Here is a 17,249-nt window from a genome sequence, read left to right on the forward strand (position 1 = left end):
TCGCCTGATCTGGAGGAACTATGCACTCAGTTTTTATCGTCGGTGGTTCGGGTAAAGTGGCCCGAAGCCTTGCTCGACAACTGGCAGACCGAGGCCATGAACCACATTCGTTATACCGTCATGCGGAACAGGCCGAGGGACTCGAAGCACTCGGCGCCATCCCGTGGCGGGTAACTTGCTTGACCTCGACACAGAGGCTCTGGCCAAGCTGATGGCGGGCAGTGATACCGTGGTATTCGCGGCGGGTGCCGGCGGCAAAGGCGGCGAGCAGATGACGGATGCCATCGACGGTCACGGCCTTGAGCTGTCCGTAGCCGCGGCTGAGTTGGCGGGCATTCAGCGCTTTATTCTTGTGTCGGCGTTTCCAGAGGCATCGCGTGGAAAATCAGTTTCCGAGACGTTCGAAAACTACATGTCCGTGAAAAAGCGCGCCGATGTGCACTTGGCCGCAAGCGATCTAGATTGGGTCATTCTGCGCCCCGGCACCTTGCTGGACTCACCCGGCAGTGGCAAGGTCCACGCTGGCCTGGCTATCCCCTATGGCGACGTGCCGCGCGACGATGTCGCCGCAGCCTTGTTGCAGATCATCGAACAGCCCGGCGTCAGTCGCGTCATTATCGAACTGACCCAAGGCAGCACACCGGTCAACGAGGCTATCCAGAGTTTTGTGCCGGATAGCACTCAAGCATGAACGAACCCACAACATTCAAGCTGCTACTGGTCGGCGCAAGCGGGCTGGTTGGCAGCCATGTACTGGATCTGGCCCTGTCGGATCCGCGCGTCGGCAAGGTCTACGCGCCAACACGCAAGACTTTGGCGGCGCACCCTAAACTCATCGCCACGCCCATCGATTTTGATCACTTGGACGAACAGGCTGATCGCTGGCAAGCAGATGCTGTGATCTGCACGCTGGGTACCACGCTTAAAACAGCTGGCTCCAGAGCAGCCTTCGAGCGAGTCGACCACACCTATCCATTGGCAGTGGCCAGGCTCGCACGCGCGCATGGAACGCCGACCTACGTGCTCAATTCGGCTATCGGCGCAGATGCGGGATCTTCGTTTTTCTATAACCAGGTCAAAGGCCGCCTGGAACAGGATCTGGCGAGGGTGGGGTTTGAATCGCTGACGTACGTGCGGCCGGGTGTCATCGGAGGCAAGCGTGAGGAGGTGCGCCATGCCGAGCGTGCACTGATCCGGATGCTCAAACTTGCATCGCCGCTGTTACCTGAACGCTGGCGTCTCAATCCCCCGGCGCTGATTGCGCGGGCATTGCTTGAAGCCGCGATCAGTCAGGAGCCTGGCATTCATGTGGTGCCATCGAGCAGCATGACCAAGCCTGCCGATCGAAACTAAGCCAACAAGCGTCGGCTCATATCAAGCGCAGCATCAAAAGGCTCGCGTGTTCTGTTGACCTTGACCAACAACGAGGCGCCCAGCCACATCTGGTAGAGCGCTTCAGCCAATATTGCTGAGTCAATCGACGCACTTATGGAGCCATCCGCTTTACCCTGCTCAACACAACGAACCATCCGCTCAATAATCAGGGCAGTACCCTTCTCAAGCACACCGCGCATGTTTTCGGACAGGTCACACACTTCCGCCCCCAATTTGACCACCAGGCATTTTTGATCGGTGTGATCAAACGCCTGTGTCTCGGCCCAATAGCGTAGATAGCTCAGCAGACGTTCGGCGCCGGAGCCCTCACTGGCCAACTGCACATCGACACGCGTGAGGTACTCGTCAAAGTACTCTTCGAGCAGCGCTTGGCCGAACTCGTCCTTTGATCGAAAGTAGTGATAGAACGACCCTTTAGGTACACCCGCTGCCGCGAGCAGCTCGGTAAGGCCGACGGCGGTGTAACCTTTCTGGGTCATCAGCGACCTGGCGACATCGATGATGTGCTGGCGCATGTCATGGGCGGGTTTCTTCATAATGCCGCGCATGCTAGCAAAAAAATGATCTAGCGTCAGGCGCCCGTTAGAGCGCCTGACGTTTGTTCACCTGTATCGGAAGCAATTTTACGTAGCGCTTCAGCGACAAAAATATAAATATATTTCGAAGCAAAACATAATTATTATTTGAGCATGATCAAAGAACTGAAAACACTTATCGCTGTGGCGAGAGAAGGCACATTTGCGGCTGCCGGCAGCAAAATCGGCCTCACCCAAGCCGCCGTCAGCGCCCAGATGCAACGCCTTGAGGCGGAGCTAGGGGTACAGCTATTCGACCGTAAGGGACGCTCGGCTCAGCTAAATCGAATGGGTCACCAGGTTTTGGCGCAGGGTCAGGAACTGGTACGCCAATTTAAAGATCTGGGCTCGACATCGGTGGGTCTTCCTGCAAACGTTTTGGTCACCATTGGAGCGATTGCCTCGGTTCAGCGCTCCTTCTTGCCAGACGCCCTGGCTGAATTTCATCAACGATCTGCGCAATGCAGGACGCGAGTGCTCCCCGGCTTGTCGATGGAGTTGGTGAACCAAGTCGATTCAGGCGAAATCGATATGGCCGCGATAATCCGCCCGCCCTTCTCGCTTCACAGTGATCTGCGCTGGACAACCTTGGCGCGAGAACCTTACCGGCTGATCGTCCCCGCCGATATGCCGGGAGACGATTGGGCTGAATTGGTATCGAGCCAACCCTTTATACGCTATGACCGATCATCCTTCGGCGGACGCCAAGTGGATAGGTTTCTGCGACAAACCCATTTTTCATTGCACGAAGTCTGCGAGCTCGATGAACTGGATGCAATCGTCAAACTGGTTGCAAACGGCGTTGGAGTCGCCTTGGTGCCAGAAACGGCCACCCGTGAAGAATGGCCTGCCGAGGTACGTGCAATCGACCTGAAACAACGTACATTCCATCGCGATATTGGTTTGGTGCACCGTGCACGTCGCAGTCTAACTGAGCCAGTAAAACTACTGGCTCAACTGATTACCGAGCATGCAGTGAAGAAGCATTAGATAAGTGCTGACGAGTACTTCGTGAAACTCATCTTCGATTTCGAACTCAATTTTCAGCGCTGCCCTAACTAGTTAAGGCGCTTCATGGGTTTGGAAAATTTTGCTAACGACCGTCCACTTGCCTTCTACTTTCAGCAACTGGAAGAAGTCGGTGAAAGAGAGGCCTGACATGCCGTTGGCGTCGATACGAGCACTCGCGGCATTACCGACGATTTCAATACGAGTAATCGCGGCCTGCGCGTCGGGAGATGGACGGAAATTCTTGTCAATTCCCTCGAACAGGATTGGAATCGCGCCGCCGTCCAACTTGCCATCGGCACCGACGCTGTACATCGTCGCATGTTCATTGAAAGCGGGTTTCATAATACTGCTCTTGGCCTGCTTGCAACCCTCAATATACTTGTTAAGCACCTCTGTAATAGCTTGATAGTCTTCTACATACGTAGCTTTGCTGACTGTTTTACTGCTGAGAACTTGTGGGCCACCTGGTGCGTTTTCCGCTTGAGCCATCGCGCCAAAGGTCGAAATCAAGACCCAAATAAACAACTGCTTAATAGATATAACTTTCATTTAGTCGCTCTTCATAATGAGTGCAATTATTGAAACATGCTCAACCGCACAAACGCAGCAGAAACTCCGGAATTCGACTGTGCGCAAGCAGCTTCGCTATGAGATGACGAGGTGTTTTCAATGACGAAGCCCGCAGTTTCACCGTGACCTACGGGTTCTTTGTTTTTGAAATTACTTGCTCAGGTTGATCTTGAGTTCCTGAGAAGCCTGCGCAATCGCGCTGCGCGGCGTCGGCAGATGGCTGAAGCCATTCGACAGACCGAAATCGTGAATCATGCCGTTGTAGCGAACCGTCTTCACAGGCACACCCGCAGCGTCGAGCTTGCGGCCGTAAGCTTCAGCTTCATCGCGCAGGACATCGAATTCGGCTGTCTGGATCAGCGTCGGCGGTAAGCCCTTCAACTGTTCGGGCGTGACCTGCAGTGGAGAAGCGTAAATCTGTTTGCGTGTCTCGGCGTCGGGTGCGTAATAGTCCCAAAACCACGCCATCATGTCCTTCGTCAGGAAATAGCCGTTGGCAAACTCCTTGTACGACGGCGTGTCAAAATTGGAATCTGTCACTGGGCACAGCAACACTTGCGAGCGCAGTGCAGGTCCACCCTTCTCGTTCGCCATCAGGGCAACTACGGCGGCAATGTTCCCGCCAGCACTATTGCCGGCTACGGCGAGGCGAGTGCCGTCTACCTTGATATCTTCGCCATGTTCGGCGACCCATTTTGTCGCGGCATAGGCTTGCTCGGTGGCGACGCCATATGCCGCCTCTGGCGAGAGGCTGTAGTTGACGAAGACCGCCACCGCACCCGAGCCTACCACCAGGTCACGCACCAGTCGTTCGTGGGTCGGGAAGTCGCCCAACACCCAGCCGCCGCCATGGAAATACATGAACGCGGGCAGCGTCTTCTGTTGGCTACCGACCGGGCGCACGATGGTCAACTTCAGATCGCTGCCGTTGACGCGGATCGTCTTCTCACTGACATCAGCTGCCGGCAAGGCCACTTGAGGGGCAGCCTGGGCGCCCGCCAGCGCGGCACGGGCATCGACCGGCTTCATGGAATCGAGCGTCGGCACACCTTCAAGCGATTGCAAGAGTTTCGCCGTGTTGTGCTCAACTCCCGGGTATGTGGTGGCGGAGGCACTACCCGGCGCAAGAGTAACGACCGTAAAAGCGAGAGCGGAGGTAAGGGTTTTCATGACGGTTCCATTTGTATGGCTGAGTGCCGGGAAGCAATCAGCTACAGCAGACTCAAGGACGACAGAGGTTCAAGGCGCGACGTGGGTGTGAAAGATCTTGCTGACGACCGTCCACTTGCCATCGACTTTCAGCAGATGGAAAAAGTCGGTGAAAGAAATGCCTGACATGTCGTTGGCGTCGATGCGCGCGCTAGCCGCCGTACCGACAATCTCAATGCGGACGATAGCTGCCGGTGCATCTGGAGAGGGGCGAAAACCCTCATCAATCCCCTTGAACAGGATTGGAATTGCGCCACCGGCCAGCTTACCGTCGCCATCGACGCTAAACATGGTCGCTTGCTCATTGAAAGCAGGCTTCATGAGGCTGCTTTTTGCTTGCTTGCAGCCCTCGATGTACTGGTTCAGCACCTCGGTGATGGCGTGGTATTCGTGTACGTAAGTAGGTTTGCTCATGGTTAACTCCTGCTTCATAGGATTGAGGATTAGCGCGCCGCAGCGGCGCGCGTTCGACGTGGACAAGTTCAGGCTTGGGTATCAAGCCATACAGAGCCGTAACGCGTGTAGGCAGCAGGAATCTCAATGATTTCTTTCAAATCATCTGCTGCAGTGCGCACCCAGAACGGATCACGCAGCATTTGCCGGCCGACAAACACCAAGTCAGCTCGGCCGTTTTGCAGGATGTCTTCGGCCTGACGCCCACTCTGGATGACACCCACCGCACCCGTCGCAATATGCAATTCTTTGCGCAGCAACTCAGCGGCCGGGACTTGGTAACCAGGATAGGTCTGAACCTTGATCATCTTGATCCCGCCGGAGCTGCAGTCGATCAGATCGACGCCCTGCTCTTTCATCCAGCGACCGTATTCAAGGAACGACTCGGGGGTATTCCCGCCTTCGGCGTAATCAGAGCTGGAGATACGGACAAACAGAGGACGATCGCCCCAATGGGTTTTGACTTCCTCCAGCACTTCGCGCAGGAAGCGATAGCGACGCTTGGCATCACCGCCATATTCGTCGTCGCGGGTATTGGCGAGTGGGGAGAGGAACTCATTCAGCAAATAGCCATGCGCGGCATGAATCTCAAGCACATCAAAGCCCGCGTCACTGGCACGTCGTGCGGCATCGCCATAGAGTTTCACCAAACCCGGAATTTCGTCAGCCGCGAGTGCGCGAGGCACAGGGCTGGTTTCCGTGAACGGGATAGCCGATGGCGCGATGTGAATGAGATTGGGCAGGTCAGCGTTGCGCCCCGCATGGCCGATCTGAGCACCGGCTTTGGCACCAAAGCTGTGAAGCAGTTCGGTCAGCGCTTTCAAGCCGACGATGTGTGCGTCACTCCAGATACCGAGGTCACCGGCCCCGATACGACCGTCGGCGTGGACTGCCAGCGTTTCCGGGAAAATCAGCCCCGCCTGCCCCAAGGCGCGAGCACCGTAATGCACTCGGTGCCACTCAGTGACAAAGCCGTCATCGGCAGCCATGTGCATGCACATCGGCGACATAACGACGCGGTTTTTCAGTTTAAGGCCTTTGATTTCATGAGGAGACAGCAGCAAACTCATCTAACTAATTCCATAGTGATCGATATGGAATAATGTTAACGTGCGCATCCGATTCGCGTAAGTACGCACATTTTTGTGCTGTAGGTACATTTTTTATACCTAGGAGATCCCTTTGAAGAAATGCACCCCACAGAGTGAAGTTGAAGCGTTTGCCTGTCCTGTCGCCTTTACGGTGGATGTCATCGGCGGCAAATGGAAATCGCTCATACTGTTCCATCTGATGTCAGGAACGAAGCGGTTCAACGAATTGCGTCGGCTGATGCCAGATGTGACCCAGAGAATGCTCACACTACAACTCAGAGAGCTGGAGACAGATAAGGTTATCCATCGCGAAATCTATCGAGAGGTCCCGCCCAAGGTCGAGTATTCCCTAACAGCATTAGGCAACACGCTTGCCCCACTGATCAGCGCGATGCGGGAGTGGGGAGCGGTGCATGAGCATGCAATCCTGGCATTCAGGCGCGCTGAGATTGATGCAAATTCATTTGAGTCGCTCGCCTAACTTTAGATTCTTGTCAGGCAGGCGAACGCCTCAGCGCAGGATAAAGAACTAGCACTGGGGCGTGGGCTCTGGTGGATCTCGATCCACCTGGATGACCACCCCCTTACCGAGTGCTTCTGGCCAAATGCTCGTAAGCCAGACGAGCGGATTGACCCGCTACTTGGCGATGGACGTGACGCCCCTCCCCCTGGGATCAGATACGGGTTCAGGCACGCCGTGCTCAACGCGGATTGCCTGAATATCACCGTTGAAGCCCTGGTTAGCCAGGTAGTAGCCAGCGACGTCAAGGTCCGCCGCCAGTTGCCCGGAAATCGGCGCGTAGGGCTCCCAGAAGATCGTGTTGGCAGGCAGCAACTGGTGGTGAAAGCGCATCGTACCCACCGCGTCTTTTAGCCCTAGGTGGAAGTCATACACGTTACTGACAACCTGAAAGATCGACGTGAAAATCCGCGAGCCACCCGGTGTACCAATGACCAGGGCGACCTTGCCGTCCTTCAGGAAAATCGTCGGAGTCATCGAAGACAATGGCCGCTTTCCGGGTTCGATAGCATTGGTATCAGTGCCCACGACGCCCATCTGATTGGGCACCCCCGCCAGTGCCGAAAAGTCATCCATCTCATCATTTAGCAAAATACCGGTTTTTTCTGCGACCACACCGGAGCCGAAAAAGCCATTGAGCGTGTAGGTGTTGGAAACGGCATTGCCCCATTTATCGACGATTGAGAAGTGCGTGGTCTGGGGTTTTTCCGGCGATTCAATATTCAGGCCGGCGACGACCTTATTGGTGTCCGAAGGGACCGACAAATTGATCTGCGACGCCCGGCCCGCCAGGTAGTGCTCGTCGATCAACTCATGCACCGGCACCGTGTAAAAATCCGGATCGCCCAGGTACTGCGCCCGATCGGCAAACACCCGCTTCTCGATCTCCGCCACCAGGTGCATATAGCGCGCGGAATTGAGCGGCACGCCCTGGAAATCCTCGCGGCGCATCTCTTTCATCTTCAACAGTTGCACCAGCGCGACCCCGCCGGAGCTGGGCGGTGGAGCGGTGACAATCTGGAAGCCATTCCAGTTGGCTTGTATGGGATCTCGCCACACGGCTTTGTAGTCGGCCAGGTCCTGCGTGCTGATCAGCCCGCCATTGGCACTCATATCGGTCACGATCAACGCAGCGGTTTTACCGGCGTAGAATCCTTTAGGACCTTGCGCGGCGATGCGTCGGAGTACCGCCTCAAGTTCGGGCTGCTTAAAGGTGGTACCGACCTGCAGCTTGCCGAAATGTTCAGCGAAGTTGGTTTTACCGGCGAAGCGTTTTTCGTTTTCGCTCGTAGCGATACTGGCCAGTGCTTCATCGACGACGAAACCATGGCGCGCATAGTGAATGGCCGGTTCGATCAGCTGCGTCCATTTGAGCTTGCCAAAACGTTTGTGCGCTTCCCACAGACCGGCGACCGTCCCCGGCACACCCACCGACCGGTGGCCGATCACACTGCCTTGCGGTTGGTCGGCAGCAATCACTTTTTTACCCGAGCTGTCGACGAACATGTCTCGCGTCGCTTTCAGCGGCGCACGCTCGCGGTAATCGAGAAAGTAGGGTTTGCCCTTGAAGTAGACGGTCATGAAACCGCCTCCGCCGATGTTCCCGGCTTCGGGGTAGGTCACGGCCAGGGAAAAGGCAACGGCGACAGCCGCATCCACGGCATTCCCGCCTTTGGCAAAGATTGCGTTGGCGGTGTCCGCAGCAAATTGGTCAGGTACGGCCACCGCAGAGTGCGTCAACGCCGTGCGTGGGCTGGCGACCGCCAGTTGATAAGTTCCCATAAATAGCAACACCATCCATAGTGCGACGCAGCGACGCGTCCGATAGAACACTGATTTCTTGCACATAGACCACCTGTTTTTTTTATAAATAATGGCAGCACAGTGGCAACTAACAGGGCACGATTATTTATCTGAACCGAGCACACGGGCGCCTGAAAAGAATCAACACGCAACAACTTCTTATTGGTTTGTCAGCCAAAAAAAGAGCCCTCGACGCGGTTAACGTGGAAGGCTCTTGTGTGTTGCTGATTAAGCGTTCTGCTCGACCCCTACTGAGCTTTTTCGCTCCAGGGGGGCTTTCTCCCACTTGGCGATAACCAGGGGTGCGATTGCATTACCCAGCACGTTCAAGGTGGTAGTGCCGCTGTCGATGATCCGGAAGATCCCGGCAATCAACGCGACCCCTTCCAGCGGCAGCCCGGCAGACGCCAAAGTAGCCGACAGAATGATGATGGCGAACCCAGGTACACCCGCAGCGCCCTTTGACGTCAGCACCATCGTGACCACCAGCAGAATTTGCTGAGTCAACGAAAGATCGATGCCATAGAGTTGGGCAATGAAGATCGTCGCCACACCCAGGAAGATCGAAGCACCGTCCAGGTTGAACGCATAACCCACCGGCACCACGAAGCTGACGATTCGCCGAGGCACGCCGTAGGCTTCCAGCTTGGTCATCAACTGCGGCATGACAGCCGCAGAAGCTGCACTGGAGAAGGCCAGGATCAGCTCATCGCGGAAGTACTTGATCAACTTGAAGACGTTTTCGCCGATCAGGTAGCAGATACCGCCGAGCATCACCAGGGCGAAGGTAATCAGCGCCAGGTACACCACACCGATCAACTTGAGCAACGGCAGCAACGAGGCAAATCCGAAGGTCGCTACAGTGGCGCCGATCATGCCGAATACACCGATCGGTGCGTAGAGCCATGACAAACGACACCACCTTGAACATGGCGTCGGAGAAGCCCTGCACAACCGCTACAACCGGCGCACTTTTGGCTTTGGGCAACGTGTTCAACGCCATGCCCAGCAGCACCGCAAAGAACAGCACCGACAGCAACTTCCCTTCCGACATCGCGACAATCACGTTATCGGGCACGATGTTCTGCAGGATGATCAGCGCGCCTTTCGACGGCTCCATATGCACGGCTGCTGCGTTGTGCGCGATGCCCGCGATTTCGGTGCCTTTACCCGGCTCGAACATGTTGGCGAAGCACAAGCCAAGCACGATGGCGAGACTGGTGATTGCAAAGAAGTAGATCAACGACTTTGCGCCCATACGACCGAACGATTTGTTATCACCGCCCCCAGCAATGCCGAGGATCATGCAGCAGAAAACAATCGGCACGACGACCATTTTCATCATCTTGATGAAGATATCACCGAGCGGTTTAAGGATTTCGGTACTGACCCAAACTTGATTTTCCGGGTGGGTATTGAAATACCAACCCACGAGCACGCCAAGCAACAGCCCGGCAACGATTTGCCAAACTAAGGGGATACGTTTCATGTCTAGCCTTTTTGTTGGAATGAAAGGACTGCGTGACGGCAGTAGCTAGATTCATGAGCTTCCAGCTCATTTATATTTTCCTGACGCACTCTTTGGCGTGCGCCAGGTTTTTATTATTTAGAGAAGAGCTGGCTCATATCCTTGAACGCCTTGAACTCCAGCGCGTTGCCGCACGGGTCGAACAGGAACATGGTGGCTTGCTCGCCGACCTGGCCTTTAAAGCGAATGTAGGGTTCGATCACAAACTTGGTTGCGCGCGCTTTCAAGCGCTCGGCCAGGGCTTCCCATTGTGCCCACTCCAGGATGATGCCGAAGTGCGGAACCGGCACGTCGTGGCCGTCTACCGGGTTGCTGTGCACGCTTTCCTGCGAAGCAGTCTTAGGGTGCTCATGGATGACCAGTTGATGGCCGTAGAAATCGAAGTCTACCCATTGGTCGCTGGAGCGACCTTCGGAAAGACCGAATACCTCACCGTAGAAGTGACGTGTGGCGGCCAGGTCATACACAGGGATTGCGAGGTGGAAAGGAGAAAGACTCATCAGGACTCCGATAACAATTTTTTATTGGTTTGTGGTGCCGGACACCGTGGTCGCTGCCCGACGGCTTTTTGAAGGTGGATTTATGCTAAAGCCGAACCAACTTAAAAAAAATCAATATAAATTTTTCAAAAGCACAATTTTATTTTGTTAATCGGCAATCTCTTTTTACTGCTCCCAGCCCCCCTGAATCGCATGGGTAATTTTATCGACAAACACCCTTGTCTTCGTCGGAACCCACCGCCCCGGGGGCATCACGGCATAGATACCACCCGTTGCCGCTCCTTCCCATTGCCTCAATATTTGTACAAGCGTGCCACCACGCACCGCCGCACCGGCCAGCCAATCAGGCGTCAGAATGATCCCTGCGCTCTCCACAGCAGCCTGTAAAAGCGCCTCCGAACTATCCGAGATCAGCGGCCCCGTCTCAATGCTGATTCCGTGTCTAGGCGACTGGAGTCGATGGACACGCGGATCGATCCCCCTGGCAACCGCGCATTGCACATCGCGCAGAGCATGAGCATCTCGCGAGCCAATTTCTGGATAGATGAAGAGAGACAGACCCGAAAAGTCCGCTTAGGGATATCAACTCACAACCCATAATCCTCTTCCGAGCGACCACGGATTTGCCCCATTCGGGTTGCTCATCCAGTATATGGAGGCGCACTGAATACCAGCCACGGCCACCCAGGTCCGTGTCGGCAATCGCCGTTCGCGATCGCTCGTACGCCCGGTGTGAATGGGGGCGTAACTGGGGGCATAATTCGTTTTTTTCAGGCTGTAACTACCGCCCTAGAGCCAAGTCAAAATGTTTTTTGGCGACCCTGAGAGTCTCTAGGGGCCGGATGGCGGGCTGTTTATCCGATCACTTCTGCCTTTTCAAGGACCATGGAGATCCATCCACCTCCAGTGCATTGCTACATTGGGGGCATATCTGAGGGCATGCTTTGGATGGTTCGAAAAGGATGCCCCCAGTCTAAGGTCTAGCAGCCCAAATCTCGAAAAATCACACGCTGATGACGGGATTGGCAGGGGCAAACTCGGCGTAGGACTACAGGAAGTTGGCGATGGAAAACATCCCATTGAGCGCGATCCAGTCCCACGAGATGAGAATCAAATAAGCCAGAAAATTCAGCTAAAGAACCCAATGACGAATAGCTTATGAACACTTAAGCTGCGAGCTATTACAAGCAGCTCGAGGGTCGACTGATGTCATTTGATTTCCACCACCTTCTACTCGTTTTTACCGCCTACATTGTTGGAGCGGCAAGCCCGGGGCCCAGCAATATGCGGATCATGGGCGTTGCCATGCACCAAGGCAGAAAACCTGCGCTGATGCTTGCAGCCGGAGTGATCAGTGGTTCTTTTTTTGGGGATCGATGGCCGCCACAGGCGTCTCGGCCATTCTGCTTCAGTTCGCAGAGGCACTCTTCGTGCTCAAGATCGTCGGCGGAGCATACTTGCTGTTCCTAGCCCTGAAAGCGGGACGTTCTGCCCTGACACCTGACGAGAAAATTGAGAAAGCGCTGGGCGCAGCACCGCCTATCTCGGGTTTTGGCCTCTACCGGCGGGGCTTGCTTATGCACCTGACCAACCCAAAGGCATTACTGGGTTGGATCGCCACGATGACGCTCGACTCGGGACCACAAGCGACACCTGTAACAGTTATGATCATCCTGGCTGGCTGTGCCGTGTTGAGCATTTCTATTTTCTGCGGTTATGCGATCGTTTTCTCCACGGCACCGATGATTCGGGGTTATCGCAGGGCGCGCCGATGGATTGAAGGCACCCTTGCGTTGGTCTTTGGCGCAGCAGGTTTTAAGCTGCTGTTCTCGCGCGCGTGATTCAATGCCTGCTCTTGTAGGGATGGCCTAAGTTCGAAAGCCATCCACCAGCTGCTTGAGTCGTGTGGCTTGTCGTTCAAGATCGTCACAAGCAAGCAGTGTGGCCTGCAGGTTTTCCACCCCTTCCTGGTTGAGGTTTTTGATCTCGGTGATGTCGATGTTCAGTGAACCGATGACCGAAGTTTGCTCTTCAGTTGCTGTCGCCACCGACTGGTTGATTCCGTCAATCTCGCCGATGCGCTGACTGACGCTGCCCAGCCGCTCACCGGCCTGGTTGGCGATAATCACGCCGTCCTTACTGTAGCGCTCGCTTTCGTTCATGGTGAGTACCGCCTCACGTGCGCCCATCTGAAGCTCTGCAATCATTGTATGGATCTCTTGGGCTGACGTCTGCGTGCGGTAAGCCAGGCTGCGAACTTCGTCAGCTACAACAGCAAACCCACGCCCGGCTTCACCCGCCCGCGCGGCCTCGATCGCGGCATTGAGTGCCAGCAGGTTGGTCTGTTCGGAAATGCCCTTGATGACTTCAAGAATTCGACCGATATTTTCGGTCTTACCATTCAGCGCCTCTATGTTGCTGCATGACGTGCGGATTTTCCCAGAGAGCGCGCCCATGGCATTTATCGTTTGGGTCACCACCTCGCGGCCATCTTCAGCCTGGCACCGGGCATCCGACGCCTGAAGGGAAGCGTCACCTGCGTTACGCGCGATTTCCTGGGCCGCCGCGCCGAGTTCGTTAATCGCGGCCGCAATACTGTTGGTGCGATTGGCCTGGTCGTCCGAGTTCGACATTGACGCACTAGAGGTCTGCGTTACACGCCTGGCCACTTCATTGACATGCTCGGTAGCAGAAGACACTTCACGTATTGAGTGCTGAATACGTTCCACGAAAAGGTTGAAGTCTGCGGCCAGTTCTCCGAACTCATCTTTCGAATGCGCACTCAAGCGGCGGGTAAGGTCGCCCTCTCCCTGGGCGATATCCCGCATGGTTGTACCTATCAACCTCAGGGGCCGCATCAGTACGCGAATAAGCAAGCCCAGCAAAAGCAGCGTGGTCGCAACGGCAATAACCATCGACAAAATGGCGGAAGTGCGAAAGTCATCAAGTGCCGCATAAGCTTTGCTTTTGTCGATGGACAAACCGATATACCAGTTCACCGAAGGCAGTCCCTTGATCGGCGAGAACATCAAAATTTGAGGTTTTCCGTCCTGCTCCGTCTCGCTGATATGGGAGCTAAGTGATGGCGTGTTCAGGGGGTAAATATCGCTCAATTGCTTCATCACCCGTTCTTTTTCTGGATGAACCAACACCCTGCCATCTGCGTTGACCAGAAAGGCATAGCCAATTCCACCTAGGTCGAGCGAGCTGACAATGGTCGCCAGCGTCTCCAGTGTAAGATCCCCGCCTACCACTCCAAGCGGCTGGCCGTCCTGACTGACCGGCGTTGCAATGGTCATCATCAGTTGCCCTGTCGTCACATCGAGGTAAGGCTCAGTCAGCGTTGTCCCTCCTGCAGCCATTGCGTCGGTATACCAAGGCCGGGTGCGAGGATCGTAATCAGCAGGTAGATCGTCCTTTGGCCGGATGACGAAACTACCGTTACGACTGCCTAGATAAGTGAAGGTAAACGTCGATAGCAACGACCTCTGCTCCAGCAGCCGCGTGATGTTTTGCGACGCGGGATCATTGGCAACCTCCTGGGCAACATGATCTATTAGAAGTACCCGCCCAGAGAGCCAGAACTGAACGCTTGCAGCCGTGATCTTGCTCATTTCCTCTAGGTGGTTTTCAAGGTTCGAGCGAATGGTTTTGCGCTGAATCGAGTCGTTGTAAAGCGTAAAAAGCGAAAACGCTGCGACAACAACGAATGATGCTGCAAGCAATACCTTATGACTGAACTTCAGGTTCGCAATCATCATGGTTTATCTCTAGGCGTGAAGTGTTGTAATTGTTATTCGATACCAAGGTGCGTCGATGAAGGCTTGATGACGGCCAGCTGTGGATAGGCCACTAGTTTCTCGAGGTGCAGTTCAGTGCTCTCCAGCCATGATTCAGTGATTGATCGGAAATGCTCCATATCCCGGCAGCGTATTCGGAGGCAGTAATCAAGCGCACCACTCACCAAGTGACACTCAATGACTTGCGGGCAAGCACTGACAAGCGCCTCAAATACCTTTTGCGTGCTGCATCTCCTGCCCTCATCCAGTGTCACTAGAACCACCAGTGATAAACCGGGTAATAGCTTGCGCTCGTCAATAAATGCCCCGTAACCGCGGATGACGCCCAGCCTCTCCAGCTTGCGAACGCGTTGCTGACAAGGGCTCTCGCTCAAGTGCACCAGTGAGGCGAGTTTTTTATAGGTGATGCGCCCATTGCGGCGCAATACGTCGACGATGGCCGCGTCGATGCGTCCCAAACCCTCATGGGCCGCGTGGTTCTTTGTTCCGCTGGTCATAGCCAAAGCATTTCACTTAAGCCCGTTGGACAGAAACTGCTGCAGGCGCTCGCTTCTGGGGTTATCCAGAATTTCAGGTCCGCCCTGCTCTTCAACCAGTCCTTGATGAAGGAACAGCAGTTGGTTCGACACTTTGCGTGCAAACCCCATTTCATGGGTCACCATGATCATGGTGCGCCCCTCTTCAGCAAGCCCCTGGATGACTTTGAGCACCTCGCCCACCACCTCAGGGTCAAGCGCCGAGGTGGGTTCGTCGAACAGCATGACTTCGGGCTCCATGGCGAGGGCGCGGGCGATCGCTACCCGCTGCTGTTGACCACCGGAAAGAAATGCAGGGAACTGATCGGCAACACGGGCAGGCAAGCCGACTTTATCCAAGTATCGCCGCGCACGGTCTTCTGCGTCTTTTTTGCTGATGCCTAGCACCCGACGCGGGGCAATGGTGATGTTTTCCAACACGGTCATGTGTCCCCACAGGTTGAAATGCTGGAAGACCATGGCCAAGCGGGTACGCAGTCGTTGCAGCTCGCGGTCATCCGCCACACGTAATCCAGCATGATTTTTAACCATGCAAATTGGTTTGCCATCCAAACTCATGGCACCGTCGTTGGGTGTTTCGAGAAAATTGATACAGCGCAGGAACGTACTCTTTCCCGAACCGCTCGCGCCGATCAGGCTAATGACATCGCCCGTTTTGGCCTGCAGGGAAACACCCTTGAGTACTTCATGGGTACCGTAACTCTTGTGTAGTCCGTCAACCGTCAATTTGTACATGTTCGCAATCATCCTCTAAGCGGGTTGGGAGCGGCCCTGTCAGATACAGGGCTCAGTGAGTCGGCCCTAAAAAGGCCAGCCAATGACGTTCGGCAATTCGGAACACTCCGACCAACGCAAAGGTGACCGCCAGGTAAATCAGTGCCGCAATCCCAAACGATTGAAAGGTTAAAAAGGTCGCTGAGTTCGCGTCACGGGCAACTTTGAGAATGTCCGGCACCGTGGCGGTGAATGCCACCGTGGTTGAGTGCAGCATCAAGATCACTTCGTTGCTGTAATACGGCAGCGAGCGACGCAAGGCTGACGGCATGATCACAAACGCATAGAGTTTCCATCCCGAGAGGCCATACGCTTTTGCCGCCTCGACTTCGCCATGAGCGATGTTGCGAATGGCCCCGGCAAATATCTCGGTGGTGTAAGCGCACGTGTTCAGAGCGAAGGCAAGAATGGTGCAGTTCATTGCATCGCGAAAGAATGCGTCCAACACAGGCTGAGCGCGTATTGCGGCGAGGCTGTAGATTCCGGTGTAGCAGATCAGCAGTTGGATGTAGAGCGGTGTCCCCCTGAACAGGTAGGTATAAAACTGCACTGGCCAGCGCACGTAAAACCTGGGGGACACGCGTGCGATGGACAATGGAATAGATACGATAAAGCCGATGAAAAGCGATGCGCTGAGCAACCATAGTGTCATGGCCAGACCAGTGATTTGCTGGCCATCGCTGTAGACGAATGACCTCCAGTACTCCTGCAGTAGTTCGATCATCGCACTGCCTCCCGTAAACCCGCGGCGTAGTGTTTTTCCAGACAGCGCAGGACGAAGTTGGAGATGCTGGTGATGATCAGATAGGTCAGTGCAGCCAGTACCAGGAAAAAGAACAATTGATAGGTACTTTTTCCTGCGTCCTGGGCAGCCTTTACCAAATCAGCCAGGCCGATGATCGACACCAATGCGGTGGCTTTAAGAATTACCATCCAGTTATTACCCAGCCCCGGGAGGGCAAACCGCATCATTTGCGGGAATACCACAAAGCGAAAACGCTGGGCGCGACTTAACCCATAGGCAGTAGCGGCTTCGACCTGTCCACGGGGTACGGCCAGCATGGCGCCGCGGAAAGTTTCGGTGAAATAGGCGCCGTAGATAAAACCAAGGGTGATGATTCCTGCGACGAAGGGATTGATTTCGATGTACTGCCAGCCCAATGCCACTGTGATGACCGTCAGCCAGGTTTGCAGACTGTAGAAAATCAACAGCATCAGCACCAGATCCGGCACCCCACGAATCAGTGTGGTGTAGAGCTGCGCGGGCATACGCAGCAGCTTGAGACTGGACAGTTTAGCGCTGGCGCCCATCAACCCGAGCAATACGCTAAGCAAAAGAGAGCACAGGGACAGCTTGACGGTCATCCAGGTGCCTTCGAGCAGCAGCGGACCGAAGCCTTGCAAGCTGAATGCAGAGAGCCCCAATGCGCCTAATAATGGTTCAAACATGATCAACAACCTATAGCGAAAACGCCCATCCAGCG

General features: G+C 55.1%; 17 protein-coding genes and 3 pseudogenes. 5 read left to right on the forward strand and 15 right to left on the reverse strand.

Features of this window, described 5'->3' with window-relative positions:
• The first annotated feature begins 20 nt into the window (after window positions 1-20).
• Window positions 21-691 (forward strand): annotated as a pseudogene (locus tag AB4O23_RS18585) (NAD(P)-binding oxidoreductase).
• On the forward strand, window positions 688-1,353 hold the full coding sequence (locus AB4O23_RS18590; RefSeq protein WP_099549806.1) for an NAD-dependent epimerase/dehydratase family protein: 666 nt from the start codon (window positions 688-690) through the stop codon (window positions 1,351-1,353). The pseudogene AB4O23_RS18585 and the gene AB4O23_RS18590 overlap by 4 nt, the downstream one beginning before the upstream one ends.
• Here AB4O23_RS18590 and AB4O23_RS18595 read toward each other — a convergent pair.
• Window positions 1,350-1,931, reverse strand: a complete 582-nt coding sequence (locus AB4O23_RS18595) for a TetR/AcrR family transcriptional regulator (protein WP_169985955.1) — start codon at window positions 1,929-1,931, stop codon at window positions 1,350-1,352. The genes AB4O23_RS18590 and AB4O23_RS18595 overlap by 4 nt on opposite strands.
• Window positions 1,932-2,084: 153 nt before the next feature.
• Between AB4O23_RS18595 and AB4O23_RS18600 the strand changes: the two genes are divergently transcribed.
• Window positions 2,085-2,960 (forward strand): LysR family transcriptional regulator, encoded by an 876-nt coding sequence (locus tag AB4O23_RS18600; RefSeq protein ID WP_046036268.1) that lies wholly within the window; start codon window positions 2,085-2,087, stop codon window positions 2,958-2,960.
• 72 nt (window positions 2,961-3,032) lie between these two features.
• Here AB4O23_RS18600 and AB4O23_RS18605 read toward each other — a convergent pair whose 3' ends face one another.
• The 4 genes from AB4O23_RS18605 to namA all read right to left on the reverse strand — a co-directional run bounded on the left by AB4O23_RS18605 (window position 3,033) and on the right by namA (window position 6,283).
• Window positions 3,033-3,470: a nuclear transport factor 2 family protein gene (locus AB4O23_RS18605; RefSeq protein WP_046036384.1), complete on the reverse strand. Its 438-nt coding sequence runs from the start codon at window positions 3,468-3,470 to the stop codon at window positions 3,033-3,035.
• A gap of 231 nt (window positions 3,471-3,701) precedes the next feature.
• Entirely contained in the window at window positions 3,702-4,721 is a 1,020-nt protein-coding gene (locus AB4O23_RS18610) for an alpha/beta hydrolase (RefSeq protein ID WP_460084640.1), read from the reverse strand.
• Window positions 4,722-4,790: 69 nt separating this feature from the next.
• Window positions 4,791-5,174: a nuclear transport factor 2 family protein gene (locus AB4O23_RS18615; RefSeq protein ID WP_099549809.1), complete on the reverse strand. Its 384-nt coding sequence runs from the start codon at window positions 5,172-5,174 to the stop codon at window positions 4,791-4,793.
• Window positions 5,175-5,242: 68 nt separating this feature from the next.
• Window positions 5,243-6,283: an NADPH dehydrogenase NamA gene (namA, locus tag AB4O23_RS18620; RefSeq protein ID WP_099491992.1), complete on the reverse strand. Its 1,041-nt coding sequence runs from the start codon at window positions 6,281-6,283 to the stop codon at window positions 5,243-5,245.
• 112 nt (window positions 6,284-6,395) lie between these two features.
• On the opposite strand from namA, the gene AB4O23_RS18625 reads away from it, so the two are divergent.
• On the forward strand, window positions 6,396-6,785 hold the full coding sequence (locus AB4O23_RS18625; RefSeq protein ID WP_012724350.1) for a winged helix-turn-helix transcriptional regulator: 390 nt from the start codon (window positions 6,396-6,398) through the stop codon (window positions 6,783-6,785).
• Between the two features lie 156 nt (window positions 6,786-6,941).
• Here AB4O23_RS18625 and ggt read toward each other — a convergent pair whose 3' ends face one another.
• From ggt to AB4O23_RS18645, 4 genes and pseudogenes are all read right to left on the reverse strand, one after another.
• On the reverse strand, window positions 6,942-8,606 hold the full coding sequence (gene ggt / locus AB4O23_RS18630) for a gamma-glutamyltransferase (RefSeq protein WP_460089743.1): 1,665 nt from the start codon (window positions 8,604-8,606) through the stop codon (window positions 6,942-6,944).
• Window positions 8,607-8,855: 249 nt separating this feature from the next.
• Window positions 8,856-10,116 (reverse strand): annotated as a pseudogene (locus tag AB4O23_RS18635) (cation:dicarboxylate symporter family transporter).
• Between the two features lie 113 nt (window positions 10,117-10,229).
• The gene (locus AB4O23_RS18640) at window positions 10,230-10,655 is read right to left on the reverse strand and encodes a VOC family protein (protein WP_135196279.1); all 426 of its coding nucleotides are present in this window, start codon (window positions 10,653-10,655) and stop codon (window positions 10,230-10,232) included.
• A 165-nt stretch (window positions 10,656-10,820) separates the two neighbouring features.
• Window positions 10,821-11,156, reverse strand: a complete 336-nt coding sequence (locus AB4O23_RS18645) for a LysR substrate-binding domain-containing protein (protein WP_223271416.1) — start codon at window positions 11,154-11,156, stop codon at window positions 10,821-10,823.
• Between the two features lie 875 nt (window positions 11,157-12,031).
• Between AB4O23_RS18645 and AB4O23_RS18650 the strand changes: the two genes are divergently transcribed.
• A complete protein-coding gene (locus AB4O23_RS18650) occupies window positions 12,032-12,496 on the forward strand; it encodes a LysE family translocator (protein ID WP_460150225.1) in 465 nt (154 codons plus the stop codon).
• A gap of 27 nt (window positions 12,497-12,523) precedes the next feature.
• Here the strand turns inward: AB4O23_RS18650 and AB4O23_RS18655 are convergent, their stop codons facing one another.
• The 6 genes and pseudogenes from AB4O23_RS18655 to AB4O23_RS18680 all read right to left on the reverse strand — a co-directional run bounded on the left by AB4O23_RS18655 (window position 12,524) and on the right by AB4O23_RS18680 (window position 17,214).
• On the reverse strand, window positions 12,524-13,288 hold the full coding sequence (locus AB4O23_RS18655) for a methyl-accepting chemotaxis protein (RefSeq protein WP_373682479.1): 765 nt from the start codon (window positions 13,286-13,288) through the stop codon (window positions 12,524-12,526).
• 141 nt (window positions 13,289-13,429) lie between these two features.
• Window positions 13,430-14,416: pseudogene (locus tag AB4O23_RS18660) on the reverse strand (cache domain-containing protein); the annotation flags it as partial.
• Between the two features lie 32 nt (window positions 14,417-14,448).
• Window positions 14,449-14,952, reverse strand: coding sequence for an Lrp/AsnC family transcriptional regulator (locus AB4O23_RS18665; RefSeq protein ID WP_051550466.1), 504 nt, complete (start codon window positions 14,950-14,952; stop codon window positions 14,449-14,451).
• Between the two features lie 12 nt (window positions 14,953-14,964).
• Window positions 14,965-15,726: an ABC transporter ATP-binding protein gene (locus tag AB4O23_RS18670; protein ID WP_027616446.1), complete on the reverse strand. Its 762-nt coding sequence runs from the start codon at window positions 15,724-15,726 to the stop codon at window positions 14,965-14,967.
• 52 nt (window positions 15,727-15,778) lie between these two features.
• On the reverse strand, window positions 15,779-16,489 hold the full coding sequence (locus tag AB4O23_RS18675; protein ID WP_027616445.1) for an ABC transporter permease: 711 nt from the start codon (window positions 16,487-16,489) through the stop codon (window positions 15,779-15,781).
• Window positions 16,486-17,214, reverse strand: coding sequence for an ABC transporter permease (locus tag AB4O23_RS18680; RefSeq protein ID WP_027616444.1), 729 nt, complete (start codon window positions 17,212-17,214; stop codon window positions 16,486-16,488). The genes AB4O23_RS18675 and AB4O23_RS18680 overlap by 4 nt, the downstream gene beginning before the upstream one ends.
• Window positions 17,215-17,249 lie beyond the last annotated feature (35 nt).

Source organism: Pseudomonas sp. H2_A10, assembly GCF_054680085.1.